The organism is Burkholderia ubonensis (genome assembly GCF_902833085.1).
GTDB lineage: Bacteria > Pseudomonadota > Gammaproteobacteria > Burkholderiales > Burkholderiaceae > Burkholderia > Burkholderia ubonensis.
The window spans coordinates 43,341-65,969 of record NZ_CADFEB010000009.1; the positions used below are offsets into that span (position 1 = coordinate 43,341).

Sequence of the window (22,629 nt, forward strand, 5' to 3'; positions counted from 1 at the left end):
TCAGCCGCGCGCCGCCTCGCGCAGCGCCATCGGCGACGCGCCATGGCGCTCGCGGATCGCGCGGCTGAAATGCGCCGGATCAGCAGCCGGCGTTGAAGGCAGGACCGCCCTCGTGACGGGCGGCACCTCGGGTATCGGCGCGGCGATCGCGCGCCGGTTCGCGGATGCGGGCGCATCGGTCGTCGCGCTCGGGCTCGATGCGGACGGCGCGCATGTGCCCATTCATCCGCGCGTGTGCTGCATCGAGCTCGACGTCACCGACGTCGATGCGCTGTCGGGCACGATCGCGTCGCAGCTGCGGCTTGCCGCGCTCGTCAACGGCGTCGGCATCAGCCGCGACGCGAGCGAATACCGGATGGACGTGTTCGAACACGTGCTGAACACCAATCCGACACCCTCGACCAGTCGCATATTGCCATAATTGTGCACGACGTATACAGTTGCACATAGTGCATTTAATATGCATTGCATGCTGGATCAGCCCGAAACCCTGCCGGACATCGCCATGAATGCAAGTCAACTCCTTCAACACGCGCACGAAATCGTCGGCAATTGCACCTTCTGTTTTATGTCTTCGACCGACGCTTCCGGTCAGATCAACTCCAGGGTCGTCGAGATTCTGGAGATCGGGACGGATCTCACGATTCGTTTCATGACCGACTCGAGAACGCGCAAAGCGTTGGAGATTCGCCAAGGGAAGACGATCAGCCTGTCCTTCCTCAGTATGGCTGACCGAGGATACGTAACGATCGGCACCGCCCCGAAAACCTCCGCGGACACTGCGCTGAAGCAGCGCATCTGGAAGGAATCGCTGCGCACCTGGTTCCCCAACGGGCCGGATGACCCCTGCGTGATCACCGTCACCTGCGAGCCGGCCTGGGTTGAACTGTGGTCGCACATGCGCGGGATTGCGCCCGCTCCACTGGGCCTCAACTCGGCTCGACTGACCCGGAAGGACGGCGACTGGCACGCACATCAAACGTTTCCAACCGATGGCGGGCAACCGATCTCGACCTTCCAACCATGATCGATCAACCATTCACGCTGGAGAAAGACGGCTTCGTCGTGACCTCGCTCGAAGCCGTCGTGGCGGCCGCACGGACGAACAGCCTTTGGTACATGACGTTCGGTCTCGCATGCTGCGCGGTCGAAATGATGCATGCGGCGGGGGCTCGATATGACATGGATCGCTTTGGCATGATCCCTCGCGCATCACCGCGACAATGCGACCTGATGATCGTTTCCGGCACATTGACCAACAAGATGGCTCCGGCCATGCGCAAGGTCTACGATCAAATGGCCGAACCGCGATACGTCGTATCGATGGGATCGTGCGCCAACGGCGGGGGCTACTATCACTACAGCTACTCGGTGGTGCGCGGCTGCGACCGGATCGTGCCGGTGGACGTCTACGTTCCGGGCTGCCCGCCGACTGCCGAGGCATTGATCTATGGATTGATGCAGCTGCAACGCAAGATCATGGAGAAAAGCACGCACAGCCAGCCTCGCGTATTTGAGCGGCGGTGAGTGAATCGGCGTCGTCATCCGGTGCGACGGGCGATAGAATTCGCGCATGCCGCCCCGGTCCGGCGCTTCGAGGATGCCCTGCGCAAGCGGACCTGCTGCCGCCCCTTTCACGACGCCCTTCTCTACGGTCTGCAATGGAGTACATCGATAGCTTACGGATCTTCTGCTCGGTCGTCGAAGCGCGCAGCTTCAGGCGCGCGGCGGATATCCTCGGACTCTCCGCGCCGGTGGTGTCGCGCGCGATCGCGGGGCTCGAGAAGCGGCTCGGCATCCGGCTGTTCAATCGCACGACGCGCCAGATCTCGCTGACGGAAGCCGCCGAACAGTTCTACGAAGGGTGCATGCGCGTGCTCGCCGATCTCGACGCGCTCGAGGAAGGCGCATCGATGCTGGCGCGCGAGCCGACCGGCGTGCTGCGCGTGATCGCACACGCCACGGCCGCGACGAGCCGCATCACGCCGCTGCTCGCGAGCTTCAAGCGCAAGCACCCGAAGATCGACATCGACGTGACGCTGGCCGAGCGCCCGGTCGATCTCGTCGCCGAAGGATTCGACGTGGGCTTGCTGCTGCCGTTCATGCTGACGTCCGATACGGTCGTCACGCGGCTCGTCGAGCGCATCCCGTTTACGCTCGTCGCATCCCCCGACTATCTGAAACAGCACGCCGCGCCGCAGAATCCTGCCGACCTCGACGCGCACGTGTTCGTCGCGATCTCGCCGTCGATCCGCAAGGCCGAGCTGACGTTCCGCGTCGGCGACGACGACGTGGCCGTGCCGTTTCGCTACGAAATCGCGTCGAACAACGCCGTCTTCAACCTCGGCATGGTGCTGCAGGGCTTCGGCCTCGGCCTGCTGCCGAGCCCGCTGGTCCAGGACGATCTGGCGTCCGGCCGGCTCGTCCGCGTGCTCGATTCGTTCAGGATCGTCGACGCCGCGACCGAGCTGCGTCTCGCGTACAGCTCGCGCACGCTGCTGCCCGCCAAGGTGCGGACGTTCATCGACCATGCGGTCGCATTCTTCGACGCGCTGACGCCCTATTCGCCGCCCGCGTGACGGCGCTCGCCGGCCCGATCGCGTCACCCGGGCGCGGCCGGCGCGCACTGACGTTCGGCGGCCGTTCCGGGAGGGCGGCGGGCCTTCCCGTTAAAATCCTGCACTTTCCATCCCGACCGGCCGCTCCGCCATGCAACCCGCCTCCCTCGACCAACCCGCTTCCCATGGCGCCGACGACGCCGAACCCGCCCGCGACCTCGTCTACGGCCCCGACGACCGGCCGGCCCCGACCGTCGCCTTCGTCGCCGCCCTGCAGCATCTGCTGGCGATCCTGGTGCCGATCGTCACGCCGGGCCTGCTGATCTGCCAGGCCCTCGGCGTGCCTAGCCGCGACACCACGCTGATCGTGTCGATGTCGCTGGTGATCTCCGGCATCGCGACCTTCGTCCAGTGCCGGCGCTTCGGCCCGCTCGGCGCGGGCCTGCTGATCGTGCAGGGCACCAGCTTCAACTTCGTCGGCCCGCTGATCGCCGGCGGCAGCCTGATGGTCAAGCAAGGCACTCCGGTCGAGACCGTGATGGCCGCCATCTTCGGCGTCGTGATCGCCGGCTCGTTCGTCGAGATGGGCGTGTCGCGCATCCTGCCGTTCATCAAGCGCCTCATCACGCCGCTGGTCACCGGCATCGTGGTGCTGCTGATCGGCCTCACGCTGATCAAGGTCGGCCTCGTCAGCATGGGCGGCGGCTACGGCGCGATGGCCAAGGGCACCTTCGCCAGCGTCGACAACCTGACGCTCTCCGGGCTCGTCCTCGGCACCATCATCCTGCTGAACCGGGTGCCCGTCGTCTGGGTGCGCAGCACCGCGCTCGTGATCGCGCTCGCGGTCGGCTATCTCGCGGCCGCGTTCATGGGCCGGCTCGACTTCACCGGCGCGCACGAAGCCGCGCTGTTCCAGATCCCGACTCCGCTGCACTTCGGCATCGGGTTTTCGTGGCCGCTGTTCGTGCCGATGCTGATCATCTACCTCGTCACGTCGCTCGAGGCGATCGGCGACGTCACCGCCACCAGCAAGATCTCGAAGCAGCCCGTCGAAGGCCCGCTGTGGATGCAGCGCATCAAGGGCGGCGTGCTCGTGAACGGCGCCAACTCGCTGCTGGCCGGCGTGTTCAATACCTTCCCCAGTTCCGTGTTCGCGCAAAACAACGGCGTGATCCAGCTCACCGGCATCGCGAGCCGTCACGTCGGCCTCTGGATCGCGGGCATGCTCGTCGTGCTGGGCCTGTTCCCGCCGGTGGCCGGCGTGCTGCAGGCCGTGCCCGAGCCCGTGCTCGGCGGCGCCGCGATGGTGATGTTCGGCGCAGTGGCCGCATCCGGCATCAACATCCTCGCGGGCGTCCGGCTCGATCACCGCGCGCTGCTGATCATCGCGGTATCGCTGGCGCTGGGCCTCGGCGTGTCGCAGGTGCCGGAGATTCTCGCCAGCTTGCCGCATGCGCTCAAGAACGTGCTGGAATCGGGCGTCGCCACGGGCGGCATCTGTGCGCTGGTGATGAACTGGTTCCTGCCGGAGAAGAAGTGATGCAGTGATGGGGGTGGGCCGCCCTGATCGGTGCGTCCGTCGCGTCGACTTCGGCCGCTTGCGGAGCGCGCAGGCGGCCGCTTCCCTAACGATGACGCTGGCGCAAGCCATGCATGTGCAATCGCCCGTCGTCACGCAGTTGCGCAACGCCGCATCACGGAAACCAGAAATTCGACGACAATATTCCGCTGCCGAACCTCCTGATCGACGTTTGCCTATCCCCCCATTCCGGAGCCGAAACGTGGATTCGACGACACTTCTGCTGTACGCGGTCACGGTCTCGGCCGTCACCATCACGCCCGGCCCCACGATGCTGCTGGCGCTGAACAACGGCGCGACGCGCGGCCTGCGCGTCGCGGCCTATGGCATCGCCGGCGCCGCCTTGTCCGATCTGATCCTGATCGGCGCCGTGGGCTGCGGGCTCGGCGCAATCCTGCAGGCATCGGAGCAGTTGTTCGCCGCGGTGAAATGGATCGGCGCCGCCTATCTGCTGTATCTCGCGTGGGCGCTCTGGCGCGCGCCGGCGACGCTCGCTCGTCCCGAAAACACGGAGACGGTCGCGGCAAATGACGGCTGGTCCGCCTTCAGGCGTTCGCTGCTGGTCGCGCTGTCCAATCCCAAAGGCCTGCTGTTCTTCTCCGCCTTTCTGCCGCAGTTCATTCATGCGCGCGCGGCTGTCGCGCCGCAGTACGTCACGCTTGCGATCACGACCGCACTGATCGATATCGCACTGATGTGCGTGTACGCGATCGGCGGTCACCATGCGATGAAAGTGCTGTCCGGGCGCGCACTGCAATGGCTCAATCGCGGCTGCGCCGGCATGCTGGCGGGCTTGGCCGTAGCGCTGAGCCTGTATCGGCGCAACGCGGGAAACTGATATGACTTCATCCGGCTCCGGCAGATCGATCCGCGCCGGTGCGCGTCCGCCACCCAACGACAGGGCATCGGCGACACCGGCCGCGACCGAGCGCGCAAGCCCGCCTAGCGATTCATCCCGATATCGGCAACGTAGTTTGCAATACTGAAAAAGCGATAATCGCTCAGCAGGTCCGGCCCCGGGAACCCCTCCGGATGAATCCGCCCATAAATCGGGCTGCCGGGACGCAGGCCGGCCAGCGTCAACGCGAGCATGAATTCGTTGAACGGCGCCATGAACTGGCGCGACACGAAATGCATGCCCCAGTTGAACACCGACGGCAGTTGCTCGGTGCGCAACCACGCGTCCGGTCCGCCCAGCGCGTTCGCGCAGAGATTTTCCGCCCACGGACTGTGTCCTTCGACGATGAGAAAGCCGTGCTTCGCGTGGCGCTTCCAGCGAGTCAGGAAATCGATCAGGTCCGCCGCCGCCACATAACCGGGCACGAGGCCTTCCGCATCGCTGTACGCCACCTTGAACGCACGCTTGATGTCGTCGAGCGCAACCGGGTATTCGGCCTGTTCCGATACCGTCAGGAGGCCCGGATAGTACTGGTCGACGACCGCGCGCAGGCTGGATCGATCGACGATGCGGAGATGGCGCTCGAGTATCGCTTCGGCCGCCTCCTCGCGCCGGATGCTCAACCGGCGGTTGTGGACCAGGAACATGAAGGTATGCAGCAGATCGCTCAGCCGCACCGGGCGCACGCTGCCGTCCGGCTGCCTGACGGTCAGGCCGCTTTCGGCCACCGCTTCGTCGTAGCGGTCGGGCTGGGAAATGTCGGCGGCGATCACGCGCACCTGCACGCCGGGTACGTCCTTCAGCGCGGACAAGGTGGCAGCGGCCCGGCCTCGCGCGGATTCGTTGTAGTCCGCACCGATCACGAGCAGCGGATAGTCCGCGAGGTGCCGGCCGCGCCGCGTCGAGTTGATGACGTATTCGGCCAGACGCTTCACCGCGCTGCCGTCGCCGCAGCCCATGTCGGCGATGCCGGCCGGCTGGCGATCCAGCGGCGTGTCGTCGAACAGCTCGCGCAGGATTTTGGTCGTGATTTCCTGCGACGCCGGCCCCGACCCGGCGCCGCTCGACGCATACACGTTCATCACGCGATCGATGTGGCCGTCGCTATCGATGTCGAGCGGATCGGGATTGCCGAACAGGAGTTCGTCGAGCAGTGCATACGAACGCAGATAGGACGCGGGCAACCCCGCATAAGGGGCGGCGATCGGCCGGTGAATCCGGCCCGACTCGGTAAGGCGCACCTTTTCCCGATCGATTTCCGCCATGCCGAACTTGCACATCAGCGACCACGCCGCGTACAGGACGACGGGGTCCGCATGCATCCACGCGCCGACCGCGACCCCGCCGGGCTGCTCGTCGAGCTTGTCGAAGATGGCGGGCGCCGTCTGCGAATACTGGCCGTCCGGCTGCTTGTCGAACACCGGCATATCGAGCGCGACCCAGGTCGGACCGAGCAGCAGTCCGTCCATCGCCGTGCGCAGCTGTCCATTCACCCGACGCTCCAGATCGCTGGCCGGAGCCGGCAGCTCGGGCCAGCCCGCGACGCAGATCCGCGCGAGCTGCGCATACAGCACGCTGTCGTCGGCCGCCGTGCGTTTTCGATGACACAGCGCGTGCAGATGCTGGAGCACCGACGTGGCATTCGCCAGTTGCTCGAACAGCGGCCGGGTGCGCTCGACGCACGCGACGACATATTCGCCGGCCGGGGTGAGCGCATATTCGGCGTCCTCGTCGCCGCGATCGAGGGTCAGCCAGCCGGCCAGGCTCAACAGGTTCAGCGCGCCCCACAGCACCCCCAGGTTGCGGGTCGGGTCGGGCTGGCGGGACATCGCGAACGCGCGCATCGCGCGGGGCGTCCCGGCCCGCAAGCCGCGGAACGCGCCGGCAAACACCAGGCGCGCCAGCGTCGGCACCAGCACGATGCCGTTCGCCCAGTTGCAGCTGCGCGTATAGGCCATCACGCGCTGCGCGTCGCGCCGGCCGATGCGCAGCGTCGCCGCGTGCGTGTGTTGCTCGAGCCTGACCGGCAACTCCTTGTCGAGCACCTCGACGCCGATCGCGGTACCGGCCGACAGGCCGAGCAAGGCGCGCGTTTCGTTGGGATACGCGTCGAGATAATGTTCGAGCTGCCGGGCCAGGACGGTAGGGGAATCACCAAAGTCGAATCGGGTGTGCATGTTGGGCGGTCTCACAGGATCGAAGGTTGGGCTGCAATGGGCGAATCGGTGTCGTGATCGGCGTGCGCAACGGCCGCCGCCGGCGCGGCGCCTTGAATCCGGGGCGCGAGATGGGCGGCCAGCGCGCGAATGGACGGGTAATCCCAGACCGCCGACGGATCGACGGCCACGCTGAACGTCTCGCTGAATACCATCGTCATTTCGACGGCGAGGATCGAGTCGAAGCCGATCTCGGCGAACGTCGACTCGCGCGTCAATCGAAGCTTGCGGTGCTTGAGGCGCTCGCCCAGCCACGCAATGAGCCATTGTTCGAGCGCAGAAACCTGCTGGCGATCGATCAGGCTCGCCGGCTCGGTCACGATCGGGGCCGCCGCCGAGCCGGCGTCTTCGCCGGCGAGTTCATGGCGCTCGTCGGGCTCGCGGGAGACCGAAGGCGCGCCGGCCGCGGCGTCCAGCAACGGATCGATGAGCTGGCTCGCGCCCGGGATCGTCTGTTCGATCGAGCCGACCTCGAACGCGTTGCGCGCCGCCCAGTCGTTCAACTCCGCCGACGTGGACAGCGCCGAGCGCAGGCCGACCTGCCGCTGGGCCGCCTCGATCGCGAGTTCGTACTGGCTCTGCGCCCAGCGCAGCGCCCCGTCGTCGATGCGCTGCTGCGCAGCCGCGCGCTCGATCACCGCCAGCAGCACGCCCCATTGCGCGACCGTGCCGAGCCAGTAATTGACCCAGACGGCTGCGTGGGCGGCGCCGTCGAGCTTCGACGCGTTGGCGAGCCCGTCTTCCGACAGCTGTTCGCCCAGCTGGCGCAGCTCTCGTGCCAGCACGCCGGCGCCCAGCGCATTCTCCAGATAGCGCAGCAGATCGTCGCTCCCGTTGAGCAGACGGCTGCCCAGATGAACCAGCAGCGTTTCGGTCGGCCCCTCGAAGATGCGGGTCAGGCGCGCGTCCCGGAAGATCTGCGGCGCGAGGTTGGTCTCGATATAGCCCCGGCCGCCCAGGAACTGCATCATCTCGTCGGCCGATTGCGACAGCAGCTCGGAGCCGAGGATCTTCGAAACCAGCAAACAGTCCTCGGGCACCGCAACGCCGAAGTCCAGCTCGGCGGCCAGGTGCTCGACCAGCGCACTGAGCCCGTCGATGCGGTGCCGCAGCTCGCCCAGGCGCAGGCGGCTCACCGGATTGTCCAGCAGCAGGCCGGTGCCGATCCGGCGCCGCGCCCCGTAGCGATGCATCAGCTGCGCGCAACGTTTCATTCCGCCCAGGCTGACGGCCGCGATCGCGAGGCGCGCAATGTTCATTGCTTGCTGCGCCACGGGCATCCCCTGCCCGATGTCGCCGAGCCGGTACGCGTCGCTGATCCGCGCCCGATCCAGATGCAGCGAATTCTGGATCATCCCGCGCACGCCCATCGTCAGCTCCTCGGCGCCGATCCGTACGCCCGGCGTGCCGGGGCGCACCGCCAGGCCGACCATCCCCGCGCCGTCGGCCTGTTTGGCGAACACGTTGATGATCCCCGCCCACGCGGACGAGCCGCTCCAGCTCTTGGTCCCGCTGACCAGCCAGTCGCCGGTGTCGATGCGCTGCGCGCGGGACATGATCGCGCGCGGATGGGAGCCGGCTGCCGGCTCCGTGATCGCGAATGCGGCGAGCATCCGGCCGCTTGCGAGGCTCGGCAGCAATTCGTCGCGCAATGCCGGCTGGGCGTGCTGCATGATCGGCAGGATTCCGAGCGTGTTGTTCAGGCCGACGAAGAAAGCCAATGTCGAATCGATGGCGGCCAGTTGCGAGATCACGCGCAGCATGTCGCGATGCGTGAGGCCAAGGCCGCCATACGAACGGTCGATCGGCATGCCGAGCAGGCCCTGGTTCCCGAAATCGAGCACGACGTGCGGCGGAATCGTGCGGCGCTCGTCGATGGTTCGCGAATCGATGCGCGTGCGCGCGTAGTGCCTGAGCCAGTCGTTCAGTTCGTCGACGGTGGCGCTGTCGTGCCGCCGGTGATCGTTGGTCGCCGGCTTGTCGATGCCGGCGACCGGGCTCGCGGGTTGCCGGCGCTCCGGCGTCGGCGTGTGCGCACCGGTCTCGACGTCCCACTGCGCGAGGATCGTCAGCTCGCCGTCGCGCAGCTGCGTGCGGCACGTGCTGCGGCGCACCTTGCCGCTCGACGTTTTCGGCACGCTGCCGGGCGACACCAGCACGATCGCGCTCGGGCCGATGTCGAGGCGGTTCCAGATCGCCTGGCGAATCGCGTCGATGAAGCCGTCGAGATTGCCCTTGCGCTGCGTGCGTTCGACTTCCGCCACAACGATCAGGCGCTCCGCGTCGACCTGATCGTCCATGAAGGCCGCGCAACCGTTCGGCACCAGTTCCGGCACACCGACGATCAGCGCGTACTCGATGTCTTCCGAGTAGTAGTTGCGGCCGGCCAGAATCACCATGTCCTTGAGCCGGCCGGTAACGTAAAGCTCGCCGTCCAGCATGAAGCCGAGATCGCCGGTCCGCATCAACGCTTGATCCCGATCGCCCGCCAGCATGTGCCGGAAGGTCGATTGCGTCTGCTCGTCCAGCTGCCAGTAGCCGGCGGCGACGCTTGGACCGGCCACGCAGATTTCGCCGATGGCCCCGTCGACGCAATGCTCGTTCGTCTGCAGGTCGCGCACGATCACGCGCTGGTCGCCGGCGGGACGGCCCACGCTGACCAGCACACGTTCACCCGGGCGATCCAGAGACGCCGGCGAGACGCCCGAGAACTCACCGCGAATCACCACGGATTGCCGCTGGAGAGCGGCCTGGTCGACGCAAACCGTCCGGATCGGCTGCTGCGCCGTGCGGCCGGCGACGAACAGCGTCCCTTCCGCCAGCCCGTAGCATGGTCGAAAGCTCCCGGCGGCGAAGCCTGCGGCGGCGAACCGTTTTGCAAAATCCGACAGGGTGCCGGCGCGCACGGATTCGGCACCGTTATAGGCGGTCCGAATACACGACAGGTCGAGCGTCGCCAATTGTTCGTCGGAGATTCGCCTGCAGGCCATCCGGTAAGCAAAATCCGGCGCGCCCGTCAGATCCGCGCGATATTGGCTGATGGCGCGCAACCACAGGTACGGATGCTGGATGAAACGCTCCGGGGCCATCAGGACACTCCGGAAGCCGCCGTAGAGCGACGTCAGGATCACGCCGATCAGGCCCATGTCGTGGTACGGCGGCAGCCAGCTGACCATCGTGCTCCGCTCGTCATAGGCGAACCATTCGCGCAGCATCCCCAGGTTATGCATCAGGTTGCCGTGCGACACCATCACGCCCTTGGGCGTGCCGGTGGTCCCCGACGTGTATTGCAGGAAGGCGACGTGGGACGGCGGCACGCCGGCCGGCGCGTGCAGGAACGCAATCGCTTCGGCGGCCCCGACATCGAGCAGCGTGCTGCCGGATGCCTCGGTATCGGCGATCCATGTCGTGCAACGTTCCAGGTCTTCGGGCGAGCACAGAATCGTGTTCGCGCCTGCATTCCTGACGATGCCGGCAATCCGCACCATATGTTGCTTGTTGCGCGGCGGGTATGCGGGCACCGCGACGGCGCCCGCATACAGGCACCCCATGAAGGCGCTCACATAGTCGAGCCCCGGCCGGCACAGCAGCAAAACCCGGTCGCCGATTGCGACCGCATTCTGTTGCAGCAGCGCGGCGATCCGGCGGGCGCGTGCGTCGAGCTCCGCGAAGGTCATCGAGTCGGCCTGCTCCTGTTCGGGCGGGCCGCTCAGGAACACGAAGGCGGTTTTGTCGCCGAGCGTGGCGGCCCGGGTCTGGAGCAATTCGCTAAGCGTGGTCGGCAAGGTCGCAGTGGTCATGATGTCGTCGGAAGAGGAATGAAAACAGCGAGCAGCGGCCGGGCGCCGGCCGGCGCCCATGCGTTGGCAATGTCGGGAATCCGAAGGTGGCTATTCGGCGCGATGGAACAGGTCGATCATCCGCACCATGCTCTTGAGATGCAGGGAACGCGGCACCACGCGTTCGCTCCTTGCCGCATAACGCGCGGTCCAGCGGTGGGCCAGCTCCTGCGCGGCGGCGGCGTTGCCGCGCACCGCGCGTGCGTCGGTCTCGCACGCATCGAGGCAGGCGCGCGCATGCCGCGCGGCCGATCGGGCGAGCTCGCCCGTGAGGATGCCGTGGTGCCCCAGCGCGAGCCTCGGCGCCTGCAGTTGCTCGATGTCGTCCAGCGATTGCCGATACGCGAACAGGTCCTGAAACACCAGCGGCAACCAGGTGGCGGGACCGTGAAACTCGCCGAGCGCATCCGACACGAAACCGATGTCCAGTTGCGGGCAGTAGTAGCCGAACTGGCAGCGGCTGTGGCCCGGGAGCGCGATCGCCTGAATCTCCATACTGCCGCCGATGTCGAGCCGCCTGCCCGGATTGACGGGGTAGAACGGCAGCTCGGCCAGCTCGGTGAAGTCGATGCCGGCGGGAGGATCCCAGGACTGCGACGCATGCGCGTCGAGCTGGCGGATGGTTCGGCATGCAGACGGACTCTGGAACGCATCGAACGCATCGGGCGACCCGGATACATGGAGCCACGGCATGCGCGACTTGAGCGTCATCAGCAGGCTGCAATGGTCGTAGTGCGAGTGGGTGATCAGCCAGTAGCGCAGATGCCGGATGCCGCCGAAGTCCCGCAGCAGGTCGTGAAGCTGCCGCCACACGAGCTCCGTCATGCCGCTCAGGCCGCCCTCGATCAGCGTCGCTGCCTCGTCGTTGACGATCACGTACAGCGGCACGTCCGCCGTGCCGATGAGCGCCAGCCGCGAATCGATCCACCCGGGGGAATCGTTCAGCATGTCGTTCAGCTCCGATAAAGGGCGCAGGCCCATGTCGCGCCCGCGCCGTAGGTCACCAGGAGATTGAGCTGCCCGGCCGGCATGCGGCCTTGCTCGCGCGCGATAGAGAGCGCGACAGGAAACGCCGCACTCGCCATGTTGCCCAGCTGATCGACGGAAATCATGCAGCGCTCGCGGGGCAGCCCGAGCCGCTCGATGACCGTGTCGAGGATGCGCAGGTTCGGCTGGTGCGGCACGACCAGGCCGATATCCGAGATCGTCAGCCGGTGCTTGTCGAGCATCTGCCGGCACGCGTCGACGATCCGCCGCGTCGCGTCTTCGAACATCGGCCCGCCTTTCATCCGGAAATGGTGCCGGCCGGCCGCGATGTCGTCTTCGTCGATGAAGCGCGGGCGGCGCGCGCCGGGCGCTTCGGTGCTGAGCAGGTCGAACTGGGTGCCGTCGGCGCCGAGCGTCAGGTCGACCAGCCCGTGCGCCGGGTCGTCCGTCGCCTGCAGCAGCAGCGCGGCGGCGCCGTCGCTCAGCAGGATCGACAGGTTGCGGCCGGCGTTGCTGGTGTCGATCCGCCGCGACAACGCCTCGGCGCAAATCAGCAGCACGTTGCGATACAGGCCGCTCGCGAGGAAATGGCGCGCAATCTCGATCCCGTAGAGCCCGCCGCTGCATTGCGCGCGGATGTCGAAGCACGGCACCTCCCGCAAGCCGAGCCGGGGCTGGATGTAGCACGCTTGCGACGGATCGTGATGATCCGGCGACAGCGTATTGACGATCAGCAGGTCGACGTCGTGCGCCGTCACGCCGGCGTCGGCCATCGCCCGTTCCGCGGCCGGGCACGCGAGGTCCGCCAGATGCTGATCGGGGGCGAGATAGCGTCGCGCCACGACGCCGGTGCGTTCGCGAATGAATGCGTCGCTGGTGTCGATCATGCCGGCGACTTCGTCGTTGCTGACGATCCGTTCCGGCAGCGCGTGGCCCATGCCGGCGATGACGAGTCTGGCGCTCATGCCCGGACCTCCTGTTCCGTTACGGCGACGGCGGCATCGCCCGCATCGCCCGCATCGGTCACGACGGTCTCGCCCCAGCGCCACAATTGCGCGCCGAAGCTCCAGCCCGCGGCCGCACCGGCAAGCACCACCAGCGATCCCGGCCGGATCACGCCCCGCCGGATCGACTCATACAGCGCAAACGGCACGGCGGCCGACACGAGGCAAGCACAATCGGCCACGCGAATCACGTATTGGTCCGGCCTGAGCCCGAGCCGCTGCGCCCACGCGCGCACGATCAGCGCCGACGGCTGGTGGAACACCATCGCGTCGATGTCGGCGACGCCGATCCCGCTCCGATGCAACAGCCGCTCGACGATATCGGGAACGGCCACCGGAATGAAACGCGAGATCGCCTCCTGCGCTTCGGGCCTGAGCGTGAAATACACGCCGAACGGGTTGTCGGCGTTGTTTGCCGCATCGTCGACCGCCGCGTCGTCGGCTGGAGTCCGAGCGTTGCGCCACTGCATCGTCGCGATGTCGTAGCGCGTTGCATCGCTGTGATACGCGGCATCCAGCCAATTGGCGCCGTCGGGATCGGCCGGCTCGGCGACGAGCACGGCCGCGGCCGCGCCATCGCCGAAGTTCGTCGACGACTTGCTGGTGTAGTCGACCACCGCCGACATGCGCTCCGACGAGCACACCAGCGCCCGCTTCACGCGCCCTTGCTTGATGAGATTGGTGGCGATCTGCAGTTGCAGCACGAAGCTCGCGCATTCCATCTCGACATCGGCGTCGAGCGCGCGCGTCGCGCCGAGCCGGTCGCGCAGCGCACGCGCCAGCCGCGGCGCGAAACGGCGCCGGCCGTCGGCGTGCGACACGAACGGCGACGTCATGTTGAACAGCACCAGATCGAGCTCGGCGGGCTCCACGCCGGCACGGGCGAGCGCGTCGCGCGCCGTGTGCTCGGCCAGCGCAAGCTCGGATTCGCCGGCATCGGGATCGATCATGTAGCGCGATTCGATGCCCCAGAACTGCCACCATTCCGCCGGAATGGGCTCGACGCCCGCGAAGACGGGATCGTCGTTGGGTACCTGGCGTGCCGGCAAGCGGCAGGCGAGACTTGCGATACGGACGTTGTGCACCATCAGACCTCCATCGTGCTGCAGGCGATGCGCGGCCGGAACGGATCCAGCGTCATGGCGACCACCGTATGTTCATCGTCACGCAACGACATCGAATCTGCGACGCGGGACGCGAGCCACGCGGGCAGCTGGAACGGGTTCGGGACGTCCGCCGGGCCGGCGTCGACATCGACGCGCCATTCGCCCCCCGCGCCGGCGGCAATCGATGGCCAGCCGCTCAGCCACGATTCGCAAAACAGCGTGGCGGCACGCCGGTCGATGCGGCTTTGCACCTCGTCGACCATTGCGCGCACCGCGGCGGCCGCATTGGCCGGTTCGCCGTCGAATCGGCCGGTTGCGTGATCGAATCGGCTCTCGAACCGGGCCAGAGACAGGGCGCCGTTCACGCGCCGCGCGGGAAGCGCATCGAGCGTCGCGAACGGGGGCGACTCGAGGTCCGCGTAGCTGCTCGCATAACCGCGTTCATGGCCGGAAGGCGTCAGGACGATCGCGCCCGCGCCGTCGGCGAAGCCGCTCGTGGCGACCTGCTCGACGTCCGCCAGCGCTTCCGCGCGAACGACGAGCGCGCGCCGATAGCCGAGCTGCCGGCAATGGCTCTGCGCGAGATCGAGGGCAAGCGTCCAGTCCGCGTCGAGCAGGTCGAACACGACCGCATGCCGCGCACGCAGGTCGCGCTGCACCGGGTGCGCGAGCCGCGGCCCGGCGATCGACGGCGCGTCCGCGACCCGGCTGGGCGAAATCGACAGGCTGACGATCAGGTCCAGTTCCGACGGCAGGCAACCGGCTTGCAGCAGCGCCTGCCTGGCCGCCTTGATCGCGTAATCGTTGGCATAGGGTTGCGCGGCGGTCGCCGCGCCCGGCAGGGCCACCGCGGCTCCAAGAATTTTCATAGCGCTTGCTCGCTTCGGACAGGGTGATTCGGAGAACGCATCGCGCCATTGGCCTGCTGCCTGAGCGCGGCGCGCCGCAACTTGCCCGATTCGTTGCGCGGCAAACCGCCGGCGTGGTAGGCAACCCGATGCGGACACTTGTACAACGCAATCACGCCCTTCACGTGCTGCTGCAGCTGCGTCGTCAGCGCCTCCGAGCCGTCGACTCCCGGCTGCAGCACGACGTGCGCGCAGATGAGCGTGCCGCCCCATTCGTCGATCTGTCCGACGACCGCGCATTCGGCGACGTCGGGATGGCGCAGCAACACCTGCTCCACTTCGCCGGGCGACACCGTGTAGCCGGAGCTGATGATCATGTCGTCCGCGCGCGCCTGATAAAACAGATAGCCGTCGTCGTCCAGATAGGCGGCATCGCCCGTCAGGTTCCAGCCGTGCTTGACGTAGTCGCGTTGCCGCGCGTCGTTCAGGTAGCGGCACCCGGTCGGGCCCTGCACGGCCAGATAGCCGATCTGGTTGGGCGGCAGACACTGGCCCTGCTCGTCGACGATCGCCAGGCGGTAGCCGGGCACCGCCTTGCCGATCGCGCCGGGCTTCGACTCGGTGTCGCCCGTCGACGCAAAGATATGCAGCATCTCGGTCGCCCCGATCCCGTCGATCAGGTGCATGCCGGTCCGTTTGTGCCAGGCCTCGCGCGTCCATGCCGGCAACGCTTCACCCGCCGCCACGCATTTGCGCAGCGACGACACGTCGTGATTGTCGAGATGGCCGAGCATGGCCCGATAGGCCGCCGGCGCCGTAAACAGGATGCTGACCCGATGCTTGGCGACGGCGGACAGCAGGCGTTCCGGGCTCGCTTTCGACAGCAGCACGACGCTCGCGCCGACGCTGACCGGAAACAGCAGCAGCGCGCCGAGGCCAAACGTGAACGCGAGCGGCGGCGATCCGCAGAAGACGTCATTCGCCGTGGGCTTGAGCACGTGCTGCGGAAAGCAGTGGCAGGCCGCCATCACGTCGCGATGAAAATGGACGGTGGCCTTCGGCTCCCCGGTCGTCCCCGACGTGAACGCGATGAGGCAGGGATCGTCCGCGCGCGTCCCGGCAGCCGTGAATTCATCCGAATAGCCGCTGAGCCAGCCGTCGCCCGGATGAATGTCGGCCGTCTCGTAGCGCCGGACATCGCCACGCCATTGCATGCGCGTCATCGCCGCGTCGAGTTCGGTGGACAGCGCGGCTTCGCAGATCGCGTGCGTGACCTTGGCCCGATCGATGACGGTCGACAGTTCGCCCGCGCGCAGCTTCGGCATCGTCGTGACGACCACGCCGCCCGCCTTGACCACGCCGAACCACGCCGCGGCAAGGAACGGGTGATTGGTGCCGTGCAGCAGCACCCGGTTGCCGGCCACCAGGCCGGCATCATGAACCAGCATGTTGGCGATCCGGTTGCTCGCATCGCGCAATTCGCGATACGACCACGTCACGCCCGCTTCGGTCGTGATCGCAACGCGTGTCCCCCAGCCCCGTTCCTCGACTGCGGCATCCAGCAGCGCGGCGGCGCAATTGAGGAAATGCGGAAACTGCAGCCCCGGCAAATCAAAGACGAATTTCGGCCAATCCTCGATCGGGGGCAAGTTCGCGCGGCAAAAGTCGTCCATTGTCAGCGCTCGCAAGAGTGTGAGTTCAAAGTCCGCGATAACGGCATGGCAGCGGCCGGACGCTATGCTCGCGCCCGTTCCGTGCAGCCTGAATCGCGATGGCAAAAAGGGGTTGTCGAAGCGGCAGGCGCATGTCACCCCCGGGTGACGTACGGCGCACCCGGTCATTCACATGACGGCCTGTTGATTCACTTGCAGGTATTTCGTCGCGCCATTTTTTAAAAACGAACAAGCACGACGAAAGCAATTCAATCAATTCATTTCAACGCAATAAAATCAGGATTCCGAATTCAAAAGTAAACAATTTCGAACCCGAAGTAATAATCTTGCAAGCTTGGCGGCATTCTAAATGCATGGCGCGTGTGAAGCTAGATGGATCATTCAAATCTTTGCGCGGAACCGATATCATCAACATCAAGAAAATTACGAATCGCACTACTGAATTAAATTATTTCGCAAAGCAGAGGCAATGATTGATCGATCGGCCGCTTCGCAAGATTCTTCTCGTCAACGACTGTCCCGGCTGTCCGTGACAGACGTGCCCGCGGCGACGCAATCGGACAGGGAGCGCCTCGCGCGTCACGCGTGACCCGCAAGAAACTTGAGCGCGCGCGCCGCCGACACGGGCGACGCACGAAACAGCTTCGGATGACTGCCGCCCACCTCCACTTCGAGCCGCGCGCCCGGAATCCGCCCGGCGGCGAACACCGACCCGCCGCAATGCGCAATCTCGTCGTCGTCGCCCGCGACGACCATCGTCGGCACGCTGACGCGCGGCAGCAACGCAAGCGCGTCGACCTTGTTGAGCGCATCGCTCAACTTCGCATACCGATACATCAGCTCGGCATTCGCATACGGATAGAGCGCCGCGTGCGCGATCTCGGCCGGAACGGTGACGAGCGTCGATGGATCGGCGAACCTGCGCTGCAGATCCTGCGCGACGTCGCGCCCCTGCGCGGCGGCCTCCATCAGCCACGCGCAGTTGCGCTGATGCAGCGTCCGCAGCGCGTCGTCCGACAGGTTGTAGTCGCCGTACCACAGGTTCAGCGACACCGCCCGCGCCGGCTGCGCGAGCGCCGCCTGCAACGCGACGACGGCGCCACCGCAGATGCCCATCAGATGCGCGCGATCGACGCCGAAGCGGTCCATCACGGCGAACAGGTCGTCGACCTGCGCGTCGATGTCGGTGCGGGCCGCATCGAACGCATCGCACGCGCCGAACAGCGCGCGCGTCTCCCAGGTCAGCACGAAGTGGCGCTCGGCGAGCGCGTCGAACCAGCGCTGGCACAGGTCGAGCGGCATCCCGCACGGCAGCGCGAGCACGACCGCGGGCCGGTCGCGATGCGAGCCCGCGTATGCGGACAGCGAAACGCCTGCCTCGCGCACGATCCGCACCCGCTCGATGCCGGCGCTCAGCACATCGAAGTCGAAGTCTTCCGCCTCGCGCTGCGCGCAGGCCAGGCGCTGCGGCGTGTCGAAGTGATCGTAGCGGTAATCGAACGCCGCGCTGATGCGCCGGCTCATCAACAGTTCGAACGACGACAGGCGTGCCGCGCCGTCCGCTTCGAACCGCACGTCGCGCGCGCCGATGCGTGCGAACGCGATCGCGACGACGCGCTGGGCGTCGCGCGCATCGGACGCCGGGCGATCGGACGCATCGTCGAACAGACAAAGGCGAACCGGCCCCGGCAGGCTCGCGGCGAGATGCCGGAACACGCGGATCGTGCTCAGCACGCGCAAGTCGAGGACCGAGTCGGACTCGTCCAGCGCGGCGGCGGTCGATTCGTGCATGAAGGGATTCCAGGCGATCGATGACGGAACAGGCGCGCCGGGCACGCCGCCCGGCACGTCGATTGAAGCACCCGTGGGCCGAATTGTCTGCAACGGAAAGCCGGGACACATGCGGTCGTCGCGATCGCCGGCGGCCCCGCAGCGGTCCGTCATACAGTTCTTCGTCACGCAGCCGACGCGCACGCGCGTTCGTCGATCATCCACTTCCTGAGCCCGTGCCGCCCGCTGATGCCGAGCTTGACCGCCGCGCGCTTGATGTAGGTCTCGACCGTGCTCTCCTTCAGGCCGAGCTCGCCCGCCATCTCGCGCAGCATCTTGCCCGCCAGCAGGCCGAGGCACACTTCGCTTTCGCGCGCCGACAGCACGACCGCCGAGCGCGCGAGCCGCGATTCGAAGTCGCGACGCAACGCCTCGACACCCGGCGCGCCCGCTGCCGGATCGCGCGGCGCCGCGCTTGCGACCGTGCCGTGACGCCACGTCGACGCGTGCCACTCGACGAGCGGCAGCAGCGTATCGGCGAAGTTCTTCAGGAACGACATCTCCTGCAACGAGAAGTCGCGATGCGACGACGTTCGATGCAGCGAAATCACGTAGCGGCGATTCGCCTTGCGCGACACGAGATGACACTGGAATCCGGCGCCCGTCTCGCGCAGCGGCATCATGTTGCTGCCGTCGCCGCGCCACGCGGGCGGGTTGATGTGAATCAGCTGCCGGTCGCTGGCGCTCACGATCCAGTTCAGCAGCGGATGCCCGGCCGGGTCCCGCTCGACCTGCGCCGCGTGCGGCACCATCCGCGGATCGTCGCGGGATGCGCCGGACGCGCCGAGCGATTGCACGTCGACGACCTTGCCCTCCGGTTCGTTGAGCGTCCATTCGCTGATCCCGGTGATCGCGAGCGGAATCGACTCGGCCAGCAGCGCGTGCATGTCGGATGCGAACCGCTCGCTTCCCGCGCTCGAAATCACCTTTCCGAGCTTCGCGAAGATTTCGACCATCTGACTCTCCTTGTATTGCGTGCCTGAAGGCAGCGGCGCGCCGCCGGCGCAGTCGCGCGCGGCGCGGATCGCGATGCGTCTCCGCTGCCATCGCGCGCCGTCCGGCTTGCGCCGGACAGCGCGCCTTTTCTTCATGTCAGTTCGATGCCAGTCCGAGCGCGGCCCCGGCGGCGGCCACGGCAGGATCGCCGTCGCCGCGCACCGTCTGCTGCCACCATTGCGCGAAGCGCTCGACGTGCGGCGGCCGAATCATCGTGTAGTGATTGCCAGGACAGCGCCACATGGCCATCCGCGGCGCGAAGCGCCGCCAGCCGGACAGCACGTCCTCGGGCACGAAGCCGCGCTCCGCGTCGTCACCGTCGGCAGCGAGCACGAGCGTCGCGCGCCCCGCATAGACGTCGGCCGGACGGTACGCGGTGCGCAGCGCCGTCCCGTAGGTGCGCACGATACCCCGCACGTCGTGCAGCCCTGAGCCGCTGCGAAGGATGCGGGCGTCGACCATGCCGCGATGGAGCATCGCCCATTGCCCGCGCCGGTCCGCACGAAACAGCGCATCGCGCTCGATGCCGAGCGGGCGGCCCGTGGCCTGTTCGAGCGCGCGGACGAGATTCCACACGACGCTCGCGAACGTGTACTGGCGCCCCAGCCGGCCTGCCGACGCCGGCGCCTCGGTGTCGACGATCGTCAGCGACGCGGGCGGGCGGCCGCGCGCCTGCAGCCGGCACGCGATTTCCATCGCGATCCAGCCGCCGAACGAATGGCCGATCAGATGCACCGGCTCGCGCGCGTCGGCCGCCAGCCGTTCGACGACAGGCAGGTACGCGGTCACCGCGGCGTCGACGCTCACGTGCGGCGCGAGCACGCCGTCGAAGCCGCGCGGCTGAAGGCCGTGCATCGGCCAGCCCTGCTCCACCGCGATCGTGAACGGCAGGAACGTCGCGACGTTGTCGCCTGCGCCCGGAATCAGCACGACCGGCCGGCGGCCCGGCGCCCCGCACTGGATCGGCAGGTGCGGCGAATAGCCCGTCTCCGGCGGGCGCGCGTTCCGTTCGCTGCCGCCGGCCGCCGCGCGGCGCTCGTCCTGCAGCGCATGCGCGATCGCGCGGCCGAGCGCCGGCGCGGCGCCGCCCGCCGACGCGTGCTGCGCCGGCACGTCAATCACGCGGATCTCGCCGGGCTCGAGCCGCGCCGCCCAGCCGTCCGCGCGATCCGGCAGCGCTGCGACGGCGCCGGCACTGCGCAGCTCGAACCAGTGAACCGGCATCGACAGCGGAAACGGTTCGTAGTGCGCGAACGCATGATCGAGCGCCGCCCAGCGGTCGAGCCATCGCTGCAATTGCGCATCGCTCAGGCCGCGCAAGCCGGGCGGCAGCAGCCCCGCGTCGCGGCACCGGGACGCGATCTCGGCAAAATCCGACGTCGCCGCGTCCGCGAACAGGTCGCGCGGATCGATCGCACGCGCGCCGCCGCCATTCGCTCGGCCGCCGTCCGCTTCGCCATCGAACAGCCGCAGCCATTCGGCCCGCCGCATGTCGCGCGAACGGGCGGCAACGCCAACGGTTGCATTCGATTCGGCGACCAGTTCGACGAGACGCTCGCCGGCCGGCGCGTCGGCGGCATGCCCGGGCCGGCCGGCCGCGTCCACCGTCGACAGCGACGCATCCGCGACGCCGAGAAACGCGACGGTCTCGTCCCGCCCGGCCAGCTGGGTCGCCACTTCGTAGGCGAGCAGGCCGCCGGACGCCCAGCCCGCGAGGCGGTACGGCCCGCGCGGCTGGAGCGCGACGATGCGCTCGAGCAGGCGCGCGGCAAGCCATTCGACGGTCGGCGGCGCATCGCACGACGGGTCGGCGTCCAGCTCGCACACACGCCAGCCCGTGCCGAGATGCTCGGAGACGCGCCGCGCGCCGTCGCTCGAGCGTGCATAGCCCGCGATCCAGAAGACGCGGTGCGCATACGATCGATCTTCAGGCGCGGCGACCGCTGCCCCGTCATCGACGATCGACAAGGCCGATGACAAGCGTGAAGCAGGCACGATGTTCCTCCGTGTTCGACGGCGCCATGCCGGCGGCGTCGCGTTGATCAACGATCGTTACTGGCAAATGCTGCGAAAAACCGCTGAGACGACTTCCGTCATTGAGCTTTGCTGATTGGCCGCCCGGCAGACAGGCCCGGCGGAAAATCGTTTCCGCAAAACGAAACGATTATTCCCATTGAATTTGGCTCAGGCAGATCCTAGTCGAGCATGATAACGATGAATTTAAAATTTTGCATTTAGTAAAATGTTTCTTTTTATATAACTAAACAGCTCGGCCACTGAACTTCCGGGGATTTCCAAGCGACTCACGTATTCAACCGCCGTCGAATCGGGAAAATTTTCCTTTGCACGCGACGAAATTCGGTAGAAAACTCTTGTTTTTGCGCTAAAACATCCACCGCAAAGACGTCTTATTCAGAACAATTAAGGATTAGCGCGATCAGCATGAGACACGCATCGACAAACGCCAGGCCGTCTCTTTCCAGCGAACTGTTTCGACTCATTCAACGATCGATTCAATCTGCCACGCAACCCGACATGAACCGTTCGCCTGCCGCTCCGCGTCGGCTCGATCACGCGTCCAGCCCCGTGGGACGGCCCGGATAGCATTTCCGATGAATATGACATCGACGTTGCAGAACACGCATAAATCAGATGATCGTTTCTTGACACAAAACTTCTCGCGGAAACGATTGTTTCGAGTGTTATCGAAACTGCAATAATCATGGCGATACAACCCGATTCCCCTCGATCACTCCATGACTTGCCGCATCGAATACAAGTTGCTAACCTTGTCGGGCCGTAAAAATCGAATTATCAACTGTTTTAAAACTGCTTCCGAATTTATTTAATAATCCGAAACCATGAAAACAGGCATTCCCGGACCATCATTATTCTGACGATCGTCGGATATAGCGCTTCGAGATATTCCAGAGCGCATCGTTTTTCACTCCCGGCCAGCCAACGCGCGAATCTGCACGCGCATCCGTTCCGCCGAAACAGCACCATCCGCAGTCTCAACTCGTTGTCTTTGGCCTTTCCATCTGCAAAACAATTCCAATAGTTGGAGCACACCTTGAATCACGACTTCCGAGACG

Annotated in this window: 15 protein-coding genes and 1 pseudogene; 6 read left to right on the forward strand and 10 right to left on the reverse strand. The window is 66.6% G+C overall.

What is annotated here, in order from left to right; translation table 11 throughout:
• Positions 1-64 precede the first annotated feature (64 nt).
• The 6 genes and pseudogenes from HWX31_RS24415 to HWX31_RS24440 form a co-directional block, all read left to right on the forward strand.
• Positions 65-394, forward strand: a pseudogene (locus tag HWX31_RS24415) (SDR family NAD(P)-dependent oxidoreductase); the annotation flags it as partial.
• A gap of 75 nt (positions 395-469) precedes the next feature.
• A complete protein-coding gene (locus HWX31_RS24420; RefSeq protein WP_174960696.1) occupies positions 470-1,027 on the forward strand; it encodes a pyridoxamine 5'-phosphate oxidase family protein in 558 nt (185 codons plus the stop codon).
• Positions 1,024-1,527: a NuoB/complex I 20 kDa subunit family protein gene (locus HWX31_RS24425; protein ID WP_174960698.1), complete on the forward strand. Its 504-nt coding sequence runs from the start codon at positions 1,024-1,026 to the stop codon at positions 1,525-1,527. Before HWX31_RS24420 ends, HWX31_RS24425 begins: the two co-directional genes overlap by 4 nt.
• 134 nt (positions 1,528-1,661) lie before the next feature.
• Entirely contained in the window at positions 1,662-2,579 is a 918-nt protein-coding gene (locus tag HWX31_RS24430) for a LysR family transcriptional regulator (RefSeq protein ID WP_174960701.1), read from the forward strand.
• A gap of 130 nt (positions 2,580-2,709) precedes the next feature.
• A complete protein-coding gene (locus tag HWX31_RS24435) occupies positions 2,710-4,098 on the forward strand; it encodes a uracil-xanthine permease family protein (RefSeq protein ID WP_174960703.1) in 1,389 nt (462 codons plus the stop codon).
• 241 nt (positions 4,099-4,339) lie between these two features.
• Positions 4,340-4,975 carry a LysE family translocator gene (locus HWX31_RS24440; RefSeq protein WP_174960872.1) on the forward strand — a complete coding sequence of 212 codons (636 nt, stop codon included), beginning with the start codon at positions 4,340-4,342 and terminating at the stop codon, positions 4,973-4,975.
• Between the two features lie 104 nt (positions 4,976-5,079).
• Here the strand turns inward: HWX31_RS24440 and HWX31_RS24445 are convergent, their stop codons facing one another.
• From HWX31_RS24445 to HWX31_RS24490, 10 genes are all read right to left on the reverse strand, one after another.
• A complete protein-coding gene (locus HWX31_RS24445) occupies positions 5,080-7,212 on the reverse strand; it encodes an AprA-related methyltransferase (RefSeq protein WP_174960705.1) in 2,133 nt (710 codons plus the stop codon).
• A gap of 11 nt (positions 7,213-7,223) precedes the next feature.
• The gene (locus HWX31_RS24450) at positions 7,224-11,051 is read right to left on the reverse strand and encodes an AMP-binding protein (RefSeq protein WP_174960707.1); all 3,828 of its coding nucleotides are present in this window, start codon (positions 11,049-11,051) and stop codon (positions 7,224-7,226) included.
• 90 nt (positions 11,052-11,141) lie between these two features.
• Positions 11,142-12,038, reverse strand: a complete 897-nt coding sequence (locus HWX31_RS24455; protein WP_174960709.1) for an MBL fold metallo-hydrolase — start codon at positions 12,036-12,038, stop codon at positions 11,142-11,144.
• 5 nt (positions 12,039-12,043) lie between these two features.
• Positions 12,044-13,042 carry a ketoacyl-ACP synthase III gene (locus HWX31_RS24460; RefSeq protein ID WP_174960711.1) on the reverse strand — a complete coding sequence of 333 codons (999 nt, stop codon included), beginning with the start codon at positions 13,040-13,042 and terminating at the stop codon, positions 12,044-12,046.
• Complete coding sequence (locus tag HWX31_RS24465; RefSeq protein ID WP_174960713.1) at positions 13,039-14,169, reverse strand: 3-oxoacyl-ACP synthase III family protein; 1,131 nt, start codon at positions 14,167-14,169, stop codon at positions 13,039-13,041. Before HWX31_RS24465 ends, HWX31_RS24460 begins: the two co-directional genes overlap by 4 nt.
• Complete coding sequence (locus HWX31_RS24470) at positions 14,169-15,056, reverse strand: beta-ketoacyl-[acyl-carrier-protein] synthase family protein (protein ID WP_174960715.1); 888 nt, start codon at positions 15,054-15,056, stop codon at positions 14,169-14,171. Before HWX31_RS24470 ends, HWX31_RS24465 begins: the two co-directional genes overlap by 1 nt.
• On the reverse strand, positions 15,053-16,708 hold the full coding sequence (locus HWX31_RS24475) for an AMP-binding protein (RefSeq protein ID WP_174960717.1): 1,656 nt from the start codon (positions 16,706-16,708) through the stop codon (positions 15,053-15,055). Before HWX31_RS24475 ends, HWX31_RS24470 begins: the two co-directional genes overlap by 4 nt.
• A gap of 579 nt (positions 16,709-17,287) precedes the next feature.
• On the reverse strand, positions 17,288-18,499 hold the full coding sequence (locus HWX31_RS24480; protein ID WP_174960719.1) for an alpha/beta fold hydrolase: 1,212 nt from the start codon (positions 18,497-18,499) through the stop codon (positions 17,288-17,290).
• A gap of 164 nt (positions 18,500-18,663) precedes the next feature.
• Complete coding sequence (locus HWX31_RS24485) at positions 18,664-19,494, reverse strand: LuxR family transcriptional regulator (protein WP_174960721.1); 831 nt, start codon at positions 19,492-19,494, stop codon at positions 18,664-18,666.
• Positions 19,495-19,630: 136 nt separating this feature from the next.
• On the reverse strand, positions 19,631-21,529 hold the full coding sequence (locus HWX31_RS24490; RefSeq protein ID WP_244143837.1) for a thioesterase domain-containing protein: 1,899 nt from the start codon (positions 21,527-21,529) through the stop codon (positions 19,631-19,633).
• Positions 21,530-22,629: the final 1,100 nt, after the last annotated feature.